6 protein-coding genes, 1 tRNA gene and 3 rRNA genes are annotated in these 10,973 nt (G+C 48.9%); 6 read left to right on the top strand and 4 right to left on the bottom strand.

What is annotated here, in order from left to right; all coding sequences use genetic code 11:
* Positions 1 to 392 precede the first annotated feature (392 nt).
* Positions 393 to 1,541 carry a DNA-processing protein DprA gene (dprA, locus tag ACQY1Y_RS02135; RefSeq protein ID WP_069473893.1) on the top strand — a complete coding sequence of 383 codons (1,149 nt, stop codon included), beginning with the start codon at positions 393 to 395 and terminating at the stop codon, positions 1,539 to 1,541.
* Between the two features lie 66 nt (positions 1,542 to 1,607).
* On the opposite strand, the gene trxA is transcribed toward dprA, so the two are convergent.
* Positions 1,608 to 1,964: a thioredoxin gene (gene trxA / locus ACQY1Y_RS02140; RefSeq protein ID WP_103113154.1), complete on the bottom strand. Its 357-nt coding sequence runs from the start codon at positions 1,962 to 1,964 to the stop codon at positions 1,608 to 1,610.
* Positions 1,965 to 2,340: 376 nt separating this feature from the next.
* On the opposite strand from trxA, the gene ACQY1Y_RS02145 reads away from it, so the two are divergent.
* Complete coding sequence (locus ACQY1Y_RS02145; protein ID WP_430013875.1) at positions 2,341 to 3,546, top strand: acetate kinase; 1,206 nt, start codon at positions 2,341 to 2,343, stop codon at positions 3,544 to 3,546.
* 3 nt (positions 3,547 to 3,549) lie between these two features.
* On the opposite strand, the gene ACQY1Y_RS02150 is transcribed toward ACQY1Y_RS02145, so the two are convergent.
* Positions 3,550 to 4,101, bottom strand: coding sequence for an anti-sigma factor family protein (locus ACQY1Y_RS02150; protein WP_430013876.1), 552 nt, complete (start codon positions 4,099 to 4,101; stop codon positions 3,550 to 3,552).
* Positions 4,102 to 4,214: 113 nt separating this feature from the next.
* On the bottom strand, positions 4,215 to 4,871 hold the full coding sequence (locus ACQY1Y_RS02155) for a sigma-70 family RNA polymerase sigma factor (RefSeq protein WP_002735181.1): 657 nt from the start codon (positions 4,869 to 4,871) through the stop codon (positions 4,215 to 4,217).
* A gap of 594 nt (positions 4,872 to 5,465) precedes the next feature.
* Here ACQY1Y_RS02155 and ACQY1Y_RS02160 point away from each other — a divergent pair.
* From ACQY1Y_RS02160 to rrf, 4 genes are all read left to right on the top strand, one after another.
* Positions 5,466 to 6,954, top strand: a 16S ribosomal RNA gene (locus ACQY1Y_RS02160).
* A 132-nt stretch (positions 6,955 to 7,086) separates the two neighbouring features.
* Positions 7,087 to 7,160 (top strand) — tRNA-Ile (locus tag ACQY1Y_RS02165).
* Positions 7,161 to 7,315: 155 nt separating this feature from the next.
* Positions 7,316 to 10,195: ribosomal RNA gene (locus ACQY1Y_RS02170) — 23S ribosomal RNA — on the top strand.
* A 55-nt stretch (positions 10,196 to 10,250) separates the two neighbouring features.
* Positions 10,251 to 10,368 (top strand): 5S ribosomal RNA (rrf, locus tag ACQY1Y_RS02175).
* Together the 16S, 23S and 5S rRNA genes with 1 tRNA gene alongside form the textbook arrangement of a ribosomal RNA operon.
* A 50-nt stretch (positions 10,369 to 10,418) precedes the next feature.
* On the opposite strand, the gene ACQY1Y_RS02180 is transcribed toward rrf, so the two are convergent.
* Entirely contained in the window at positions 10,419 to 10,709 is a 291-nt protein-coding gene (locus tag ACQY1Y_RS02180; RefSeq protein WP_002775585.1) for a DUF2288 domain-containing protein, read from the bottom strand.
* Positions 10,710 to 10,973: the final 264 nt, after the last annotated feature.

Here is a 10,973-nt window from a genome sequence, read left to right on the forward strand (position 1 = left end):
TGAAAAAACGCAACCACCGATCTTTTAGGATACGTTACCTAACGTGCCTTTTAATGTGAAACATTTTAGACATTTTCATATTATTATCCGTTACGCTATGCTAACATATTCTACCGTTACTGCTACAATTGGCTCCAAAGACCACTATAACCAACTAAAACCATGACTCAAGCCACTTTTGCAGAAATACTAGAAGCAACCGAACAACTTCCCCCAGAAGATCAAGAACAACTGATTCACATTTTAAAAAAGTGAAAGACATGGACGAGGCTCAACAATACCTCAACAGCTAATGGAAAGTATTCCGGCATGATTAAAATAAATTAAGGTGATCTGGCCGCAGTCAGTTTTAACCGACTGAAAATATTACTTGGTTTGAGGAGCTTTTTAAATTGACAGACGATCGCGTTTATTGGTTAGCATGGTCAAGTATTGCTGGAGTTGGGTCAATTTCCCTGAAGCGACTCTATCAACATTTTGGCAGTGTCGCTGTGGCCTGGAATGCCACCGATACTGCGATCGCAGAAGTGGCGGGATTTGGCAAAAAGTCAATGGTAGCGGTACGGGAGGGGCGATCGCAAATTGACCCAGAAGCTCTTTTCGCCGAACATATCCAGAAAAACCCCCTTTTTTGGACCCCTAGCGACCCAGAATATCCCCGCTTTCTCTGGGAAATTCCCAGTCCTCCCCCCTTACTTTACTATCAAGGAAAGGTCAATTTAGAGGAAAATCAGGGAAATATCCCCACCGTCGCCATTGTGGGTACTCGTAACCCCACGGATCACGGCCGGCGCTGGGCGCGGCGCTTAAGTACCCTTTTGGCCCAACAGGGATTTACTATTGTTTCTGGTATGGCCGAAGGAATTGATGGCGAGGCACACCAAAGCTGTTTAAAAGCGGGGGGAAGAACGATTGCCGTCTTGGGAACGGGGGTCGATGTGGTTTATCCTAGTCGTCATCGGCAGCTACACGCGGACATCCAAAAGCAGGGTTTAGTCATTAGTGAACATCCTGCGGCAACTCAACCGAATAAAGCTCATTTTCCCAGTCGTAATCGCATTATCGCCGGTTTAAGTCGCGCGACTATTGTTATCGAGGCCCCCGAAAGGTCAGGCTCCCTGATTACGGCCAGTTATGCCAACGAATTTGGCGGCGATATCTATGCTTTACCCAATTCTCCCGATATTGCCACCGCTAGGGGTTGTTTACAACTGATTCATCAGGGAGCGGAAATTATCGTTTCTGAGGAGAAATTACTACAAATGTTGGGGGCAATTCCCACCGCGAACCAATCCGCACCGGTTAATCTCTCCCCTTCACTCCCTCCAGACACATCCCCGGTCGTTAATGCTGCTCCTCCAGCGAATCTAGAACCCAGACTAGAACAAGTGTATCAGTTATTTGACAGAGATGCCCTGTTGTTTGACATTATTGTTGAAAAAATGCAAATCCCCACCTCAGAAGTGGCGGGGATCCTATTGGAATTAGAATTAATAGGTTTAGTGACTCAGTTACCCGGTATGCGTTACCAGAAAACCTAGTTAACCCCCAAATGCTTATTTAGGGTATTAGCTAAAGTAGTTTTCGGTGCAGCCCCGACCACTAGATCAACTTTTTGACCCCTTTTGAGGATCATCAGGTTTCAGGTGTTTATCTATGGTATTAGCTAAAGTGGTTTTCGGTACAGCCCCGACCACCATATCAACTTTTTGACCTCCTTTGAAGATCATCAGAGTAGGAATACTGCGAATCCCATACTGACTAGCGATATTGGGGTTTTCGTCGGTGTTGAGTTTCACCACCTTGACTTGCCCTAGGAACATTTCGGCAATTTCTCCGACAACGGGAGCCACCATTCGACAGGGGCCGCACCAAGGAGCCCAGAAATCCACTAGGACAAGGTTGGCACTATCTAAAACTTCATCTTTAAAGGTGGCATCTGTAACGGCAGTAACCTCTGACATACTTAAGAAATCCTCTAGTAATCACGGTTATCTAGAATACGCAAAAATTCCATTCTAGAGATTCGTGGTGCGATGTTGACATTCCACTGGTGAAAAGGACGAGAACTAGCTCTAAATCCACTTTAGAGGCCTTAACTTGCATCAGAGGTAGCTTCTTGGATTAATTTCACAAGGGGTATTCTTGTATTTTATAACCCTAGAGGCTCTATTTTGACTTTTTTTTGATAAAGTTTTGTAATATTGCCCGAGTCAGGGATGGGTGATCACAGCCGGATAAAATTTTCCTGAAGAAAAACCCGAAAAGTCAGCGATTTTATCTAGACTTAACCTGAGTTTGATTATGATCAGCACAAGCCCCTCCTAATTGAGCTTTTTTATGAAAATTCTGGTCTTAAATGCGGGATCGAGCAGTCAAAAAAGTTGTTTATACGATTTAGATATTCTCCCCTCCCATCCTCCCCAACCAATTTGGGCAGCGGGGATCGATTGGACGGTTAACCCTGATTACGCGGTTTTAACGGTAAAAGCTCAGGGAATTAAACAGGAAATTAATCTTTCTAGTCAGGATCGTCCGGCGGCAATTGCTTGGATGTTAGATACCTTAGTAACTGGAACAACTAAGGTGGTGGCCAATCTCACCGACATTAGTATAGTCGGTCATCGAGTTGTCCATGGTGGCACAGAATATTCCCAGGCAACCATGATCACTCCCCAAGTCAAAGAAACGATTAAAAAGCTGATCCCCCTTGCTCCTAGCCATAATCCCGCTCATTTAGAAGGAATTGAAGCGATCGAGCAAGTTTTGGGCGATGTTCCTCAAGCAGCAGTGTTTGACACCGCTTTTCATCGTTCTATCCCTCCTGAGTCTTCTCTTTATCCCATTCCCTACCAATGGAGTGAACTGGGAATCCGTCGCTATGGTTTTCATGGCACCAGTCATCAATACTGCTCCCAACGGGCCGCCGAATTGTTGGGAAAACCCCTAGAATCCTTGAAAATGGTCATCTGTCATCTAGGCAATGGCGCTTCCCTATCGGCAGTCAAGGGGGGTAAAAGTATCGATACTACTATGGGATTTACTCCCCTAGAGGGATTGATGATGGGAACCCGCAGCGGTTCGATCGATCCAGGGATTCTGATTTATCTAGAGCGAGAATATCAATATAATCCCGATAGTTTAAATGGCTTGCTCAATAAAGAATCCGGTTTAAAGGGAATTTCTGGTATTTCTGGGGATATGCGGGCAATTACCACGGCAATGGCCGAAGGCAACCAGAGGGCAAAATTAGCATTTGAGATGTATATTCATCGTCTGAAAAGTTTAATCGGATCGATGATTGCTTCTCTAGAGGGGTTAGATGTCTTGGTATTTACGGCAGGAATCGGCGAAAATTCAGCTTTAGTACGGGAAAAAGCCAGTCAAGGCTGGTCTTTTTTGGGTTTAAAGTTAGATTTGGCTAAAAATGCCGCTCGTCCCCGGGATGAGGATATCGCCACCGACACATCTAAAGTACGCGTGATGGTAATTGCTACGGCGGAAGATTGGGCGATCGCACGAGAATGCTGGCATTTATTTCAATAGACCTTACCTTTGACCATTCTCTTTTGGTTGTTCCGCTGCGGGAATCTCTATAATCGGATGGTTGAGAGCAATCATCAAATGGTCTCCCTCTTGGCTAATACTGCTCGGACTGCTCGCCATTTGGGAGAGGGGATCATTGCGTCCCGAGACGAAGTAGGAGCCAACAGCGATCGCCATAGCGGCGAAAATCGCGCCACCATAAACATAATATTGCCGACGACGCTGACTATCGACTTTTCTGAACACCTGTTCTGCCAATCGGTCGCTGGCCATAGTAGCCGGTACGGGGATTTGCCTTAAATTAGTTTGTAATCCCAAGAGCTGCCGATAGAGTTTTTTAGCAGCAGCATCATGGTCCAACCAATGCTGAACTAGCTTCCTTTCCTCTACCGTTACTTCGTTATCAATATAGGCACTAATTAAATCGAAACGATGAGCTTCTTCGTTATCCTCATCTGAGAATAAAATATCCTCGGTTGCGGAGTTGCAATCGCTGTCATCGCGACGTAACAAAGACTTGATCCATTGAACGTCTTCGGGTTGATAATTATTCATGGTTGACCTCGACCAGAAGCGATCGGTATGCAATCACTTTTCACCAGCACGGAGCTAGTTAAATTTAACGACTCCTCACTTCGGCCGTTAGTGCCGAATCACCACAATATTCTTTAGCCTTCAGTAAAATAGGGCTGTAAAACAGATTGTAATTTAGCGCGAGCGCGAGCAATGCGAGATTTAACAGTTCCTAAAGAAACTCCCGTCATCTCGGCAATTTCTTCGTAGGCCATACCTTCAATTTCCCGGAGAATAATAGTTGTCCGAAAAGCTTCTGGCAAATCAGCGATCGCCGCTTGTAATTGATCGTAGAATTCGTGGGTGGTGAGATGTTCATCGGGACTGGGGTAATCGGACTCGATATCCCAATCGATTTCGCCATCTTCCACGCGTCGGGGAGCATCGAGGGAAATGGGGTGATTAACCCGCTTGCGTTTCCGCAATTCGTCGTAAAAAAGATTAGTAGCAATGCGACTTAACCAACCGCGGAACTTGAGGGGTTCATGGAGACGGTTAATATTGCGATAGACGCGAATCCAGACCTCTTGAGCCAAATCAGCGCGATCTTGCCAATCGGGAGCCAAATGATAGAGTAATTTATCAACATGAGCCTGATAGCGCCGCAGCAGTTCCGCAAAAGCTGCCCGATCCGGCTGACACCCTTCCTGACAGCGTGCAATTAGATCGTAGTTGGAGAGTTTGTCAGGGGACACGGGGTTTTGAGACTTTTTGGCCTCAAGTGACCAAGATGCTGGAATCGATTGACTCATGGGATTTCCTCAAGGGTATAAGCTCCTCACTCAGAGGTTGAGGACGGGAGAAGTCAGTAAAGGTTCCCGAAAATAAATAATTTTTTTCCCATGTTTTGATTCTAACTGATCGAACCGAGTTCCTGGACTGAGATTTGCTCGGGGCATTCAATGTTTGACCTTCTCGTTCGACTACGGGGCTGAAAACCTTACTAAGCAGTTATTTCAGCCACTGCATCCCTATTTGATGCCTAAACAGTTCCCACCTATGAGAAACGCTGTCACCGCCATCGAGAGCTAATTAGAACAAAATTACTAGACAAAAACAACCCACCAGAAAAAGGGGAAATAGCTGAAAAGCTTACGTGGCAAGGGATAGAAAAAATATCAAAAAATTTTGCCAAAAGGGGTTGACAAACCAGGGGAAGTTAGATACATTGGTAAATGCGCGGTTGAAGCAAAGCGAAAGCGAAGCGAAACAAACGACGCTCGAACCTAGACAAAACAATAGTTTGAAAGCCAAGCAAAAAAAGCCTCGTTTAGAAGCAATTCTATAACAAAAAAGTCAAACCCGCAAGGGGGAGACAAAAAAAAGTCAAAAGAGTCAAACGATTCATCATGGAGAGTTTGATCCTGGCTCAGGATGAACGCTGGCGGCGTGCCTAACACATGCAAGTCGAACGGGAATCTTCGGATTCTAGTGGCGGACGGGTGAGTAACGCGTAAGAATCTAACTTCAGGACGGGGACAACAGTTGGAAACGACTGCTAATACCCGATGTGCCGAAAGGTGAAACCTAATTGGCCTGAAGAAGAGCTTGCGTCTGATTAGCTAGTTGGTGGGGTAAAGGCCTACCAAGGCGACGATCAGTAGCTGGTCTGAGAGGATGAGCAGCCACACTGGGACTGAGACACGGCCCAGACTCCTACGGGAGGCAGCAGTGGGGAATTTTCCGCAATGGGCGAAAGCCTGACGGAGCAACGCCGCGTGAGGGAGGAAGGTCTTTGGATTGTAAACCTCTTTTCTCAAGGAAGAAGTTCTGACGGTACTTGAGGAATCAGCCTCGGCTAACTCCGTGCCAGCAGCCGCGGTAATACGGGGGAGGCAAGCGTTATCCGGAATTATTGGGCGTAAAGCGTCCGCAGGTGGTCAGCCAAGTCTGCCGTCAAATCAGGTTGCTTAACGACCTAAAGGCGGTGGAAACTGGCAGACTAGAGAGCAGTAGGGGTAGCAGGAATTCCCAGTGTAGCGGTGAAATGCGTAGAGATTGGGAAGAACATCGGTGGCGAAAGCGTGCTACTGGGCTGTATCTGACACTCAGGGACGAAAGCTAGGGGAGCGAAAGGGATTAGATACCCCTGTAGTCCTAGCCGTAAACGATGGATACTAGGCGTGGCTTGTATCGACCCGAGCCGTGCCGAAGCTAACGCGTTAAGTATCCCGCCTGGGGAGTACGCACGCAAGTGTGAAACTCAAAGGAATTGACGGGGGCCCGCACAAGCGGTGGAGTATGTGGTTTAATTCGATGCAACGCGAAGAACCTTACCAAGACTTGACATGTCGCGAACCCTGGTGAAAGCTGGGGGTGCCTTCGGGAGCGCGAACACAGGTGGTGCATGGCTGTCGTCAGCTCGTGTCGTGAGATGTTGGGTTAAGTCCCGCAACGAGCGCAACCCTCGTTCTTAGTTGCCAGCATTAAGTTGGGGACTCTAAGGAGACTGCCGGTGACAAACCGGAGGAAGGTGGGGATGACGTCAAGTCAGCATGCCCCTTACGTCTTGGGCGACACACGTACTACAATGGTCGGGACAAAGGGCAGCGAACTCGCGAGAGCCAGCGAATCCCAGCAAACCCGGCCTCAGTTCAGATTGCAGGCTGCAACTCGCCTGCATGAAGGAGGAATCGCTAGTAATCGCCGGTCAGCATACGGCGGTGAATTCGTTCCCGGGCCTTGTACACACCGCCCGTCACACCATGGAAGCTGGTCACGCCCGAAGTCATTACCTCAACCGCAAGGAGGGGGATGCCTAAGGCAGGGCTAGTGACTGGGGTGAAGTCGTAACAAGGTAGCCGTACCGGAAGGTGTGGCTGGATCACCTCCTTAAAGGGAGACCTAATTCAGGTAGGAGACGAAAAAAAAGTAGTCCCTACCAAGAATCAATCCCAAAAGGTCGGAACGAGGCATGTGGCTTTCAAACTAGGTTCTGGGTTCAAACAAGACCTGAATCAGGAACAAGGGCTATTAGCTCAGGTGGTTAGAGCGCACCCCTGATAAGGGTGAGGTCCCTGGTTCGAGTCCAGGATGGCCCACCTGCACAGGTGGCAAAAAGAAAGAAAAGAAGCGAGGAATCAGCACCTTATCTTACTTATATAGTAAGAGAGAATGCTGGCTCTGAGTTCAGAGTCCAGAGGAACCTTGAAAACTGCATAGAGCTAGGTGAAAAAGCCAAAAAAGAAGACCGCAAGGTCAAGCTAATAAGGGCTAACGGTGGATACCTAGGCACACGGAAGCGAAGAAGGACGTAGTTACCGACGAAACGCTTCGGGGAGCGGGAAGCAAGCACTGATCCGAAGATATCCGAATGGGGCAACCCTAAACACGACCACCTGAATACATAGGGTGGAGCGAGCAAACCTGGTGAACTGAAACATCTTAGTAGCCAGAGGAAAAGAAAGCAACAGCGATTCCCCCAGTAGCGGCGAGCGAAAAGGGAACAGCCTAAACCAAGTTCTTCGGAACTTGGGGTCGTGGGACAGTAACAAAAGACTGGGAAATTTAGACGAAGCGGCTGAAAACCGCACCAGAGAAGGTGAAAGTCCTGTAGTCGAAAAAGGAACCAGCTTAACTGCATCCCGAGTAGCATGGGGCACGTGAAATCCCGTGTGAATCTGCCTCGACCACGAGGTAAGGCTAAATATTCCCGTGTGACCGATAGAGAAACAGTACCGCGAGGGAAAGGTGAAAAGAACCCCGGAAGGGGAGTGAAATAGAACATGAAACCGTTAGCCTACAAGCAATGGGAGGACGATTGAACGTCTGACCGTGTGCCTGTTGAAGAATGAGCCGGCGACTTACAGGTTATGGCAGGTGAAGGGGGAAGACCCCACAGCCCCAGCGAAAGCGAGTCTGAATAGGGCGAAACGTCATAATTTGTAGACCCGAACCCGGGTGATCTAACCATGGCCAGGATGAAGCTTGGGTAAAACCAAGTGGAGGTCCGAACCGACTAATGTTGAAAAATTAGCGGATGAGCTGTGGTTAGGGGTGAAATGCCAATCGAACTCGGAGCTAGCTGGTTCTCCCCGAAATGTGTTGAGGCGCAGCGGTAGTGGAAGTTTAGTCGGGGTAAAGCACTGTTTCGCCGCGGGCTGGGAGACCGGTACCAAGGCGAGGCAAACTCTGAATACGGCTAAAAAAACTACCAGTGAGACGGTGGGGGATAAGCTTCATCGTCAAGAGGGAAACAGCCCAGACCACCAGCTAAGGTCCCCAAATGATAACTAAGTGAGAAAGGAGGTGGGAGTGCATTGACAACCAGGAGGTTTGCCTAGAAGCAGCAACCCTTAAAAGAGTGCGTAATAGCTCACTGGTCAAGCGCTCCTGCGCCGAAAATGAACGGGGCTAAGTTATCTACCGAAGCTGTGGACTACATTGTAGTGGTAGGGGAGCGTTCTATAGGGGGTGAAGCAGTAGCGGCAAGCAGCTGTGGACTCTATAGAAGTGAGAATGTCGGCTTAAGTAGCGAAAATGTGGGTGAGAATCCCACACCCCGAAACCCCAAGGTTTCCTCCGCAAGGCTCGTCCGCGGAGGGTCAGTCAGGACCTAAGGCGAGGCTGAAAAGCGTAGTCGATGGACAACGGGTTAACATTCCCGTACCGATTAATGATTGTGCCGGAGAACGGAGAAGGTCAACGTCAGCTGGATGTTGGTTACCAGTGCAAGCAGTCGAGGCGATGAGAGGTGGCGAAAACACCAGGAGCTAAGACGCGAGTCCCACCTCCCACGGGAGGGAAGTGGCGTTGATCAAGCTTCCTAGAAAAGCCCGAACCACGTTAATCATTAATTGCCTGTACCCGAAACCGACACAGGTGGGGAAGTAGAGAATACTAAGGGGCGCGAGATAACTCTCTCTAAGGAACTCGGCAAAATGACCCCGTAACTTCGGGAGAAGGGGTACCCTCGCAAGAGGGTCGCAGTGAATAGGCCCAGGCGACTGTTTACCAAAAACACAGGTCTCCGCCAAGTCGTAAGACGCAGTATGGAGGCTGACGCCTGCCCAGTGCCGGAAGGTTAAGGAAGTTGGTCAGGAGTAATCTGAAGCTGACGACCGAAGCCCCGGTGAACGGCGGCCGTAACTATAACGGTCCTAAGGTAGCGAAATTCCTTGTCGGGTAAGTTCCGACCCGCACGAAAGGCGTAACGATCTGGGCACTGTCTCGGAGAGAGACTCGGCGAAATAGGATTGTCTGTGAAGATACGGACTACCTGCACCTGGACAGAAAGACCCTATGAAGCTTTACTGTAGCCTGGAATTGGCTTCGGGCTTCGCTTGCGCAGGATAGGTGGGAAGCTTTGAAACTCTCCTCGTGGGGAGGGTGGAGCTAACGGTGAGATACCACTCTGGCGAGGCTAGAATTCTAACCCTGACCCCTAATCGGGGCGGGAGACAGTTTCAGGTGGGCAGTTTGACTGGGGCGGTCGCCTCCTAAAAGGTAACGGAGGCGCGCAAAGGTTCCCTCGGTCCCGTTGGAAATGGGACGATAGAGTGCAAAAGCAGAAGGGAGCTTGACTGTGAGACCCACAAGTCGAACAGGGACGAAAGTCGGCTTTAGTGATCCGACGGCACCGCGTGGAAGGGCCGTCGCTCAACGGATAAAAGTTACTCTAGGGATAACAGGCTGATCTCCCCCAAGAGTTCACATCGACGGGGAGGTTTGGCACCTCGATGTCGGCTCATCGCAACCTGGGGCTGAAGTCGGTCCCAAGGGTTGGGCTGTTCGCCCATTAAAGCGGTACGTGAGCTGGGTTCAGAACGTCGTGAGACAGTTCGGTCCATATCCGGTGTAGGCGTAAGAGCATTGCGAGGAGCCTTCCTTAGTACGAGAGGACCGGGAAGGACGCACCGCTGGTGTACCTGTTATCGTGCCAACGGTAAACGCAGGGTAGCCATGTGCGGAGCGGATAACCGCTGAAAGCATCTAAGTGGGAAGCCCACCTCCAGATGATTGCTCTCATGGCATTAAGCCAGTAAGGTCTCGGGTAGACTACCCGTTGATAGGCTCTAGATGGAAGCTCGGTAACGAGTGCAGTCGAGGAGTACTAACCGACCGAGGGCTTGACCTGATTCTTCTTTCACCACTTTTTCCCTAGCTTTTGCAGTCTTGAGGGTTCTACCCTTCCTGGTGTCTTTAACGTGATGGCACCACTCCGATTCCATCCCGAACTCGGTTGTGAAACTTCACCGTGGCCAAGATACTTGTCGGGTTGCCGACCGGGACAATAGCTCGATGCCAGGATTATTCTTTCCTACCCCTCAATCCGACAAGATTGGGGGGTTTGGTTTTATCTAAGCTATGCTCTGAATTAACACAAAAGGTTGCACGATTAGTGTATTAAAAAGGTTATCGGGATGGGAATTCCAATCACTTAACTGCTCTTGTGTCGGTTTTTCTAGTAGTTTTTCCCCGATCCAATTCTGCACTTGAGCAACCTGATCACCAGCGATCGCTTCTGCCACTTCGATTAAATTGAGGGAATCGGAAACCAGGATCAGCGCATCCCTTTGAGCATGGGGGATCAAGTCACTCCACTCCACTTCGGCTAATTCCTCTAATAACTGCTCGTGAATATTACCCATACTGTCAATCCTTGCGAAAAAGCTCGCTCAATAACGAATTAGCTCCTCTTTCTAGCATACAGGCAAAGGGACAGCCGATTTCCATATACAGTAATTAGGGTTGGCTGAATAAATCTAAAAACCTTGTTGGGTAAGACTTTTAGACTTTTTGTCAATCAAAAAGTACCAGACTGGGAGTGATCAGGGGGAAAATTCAGGTACTTTTTCCCTGAAAATTAGGTAGTTGACCACCTGAAAATCGGTAAAACCCTACACCCCACACCC

Source organism: Microcystis ichthyoblabe FBCC-A1114 (genome assembly GCF_050500245.1).
GTDB classification, from domain to species: domain Bacteria; phylum Cyanobacteriota; class Cyanobacteriia; order Cyanobacteriales; family Microcystaceae; genus Microcystis; species Microcystis ichthyoblabe_A.

What these genes read in the sequence shown, in the direction of transcription:
- trxA (WP_103113154.1), bottom strand. Translation starts at nt 1,964, where the DNA reads ATGTCAGAGGTTACTGCCGTTACAGATGCCACCTTTAAAGATGAAGTT.
- ACQY1Y_RS02145 (WP_430013875.1), top strand. Translation starts at nt 2,341, where the DNA reads ATGAAAATTCTGGTCTTAAATGCGGGATCGAGCAGTCAAAAAAGTTGT.
- ACQY1Y_RS02150 (WP_430013876.1), bottom strand. Translation starts at nt 4,101, where the DNA reads ATGAATAATTATCAACCCGAAGACGTTCAATGGATCAAGTCTTTGTTA.
- ACQY1Y_RS02155 (WP_002735181.1), bottom strand. Translation starts at nt 4,871, where the DNA reads ATGAGTCAATCGATTCCAGCATCTTGGTCACTTGAGGCCAAAAAGTCT.
- ACQY1Y_RS02180 (WP_002775585.1), bottom strand. Translation starts at nt 10,709, where the DNA reads ATGGGTAATATTCACGAGCAGTTATTAGAGGAATTAGCCGAAGTGGAG.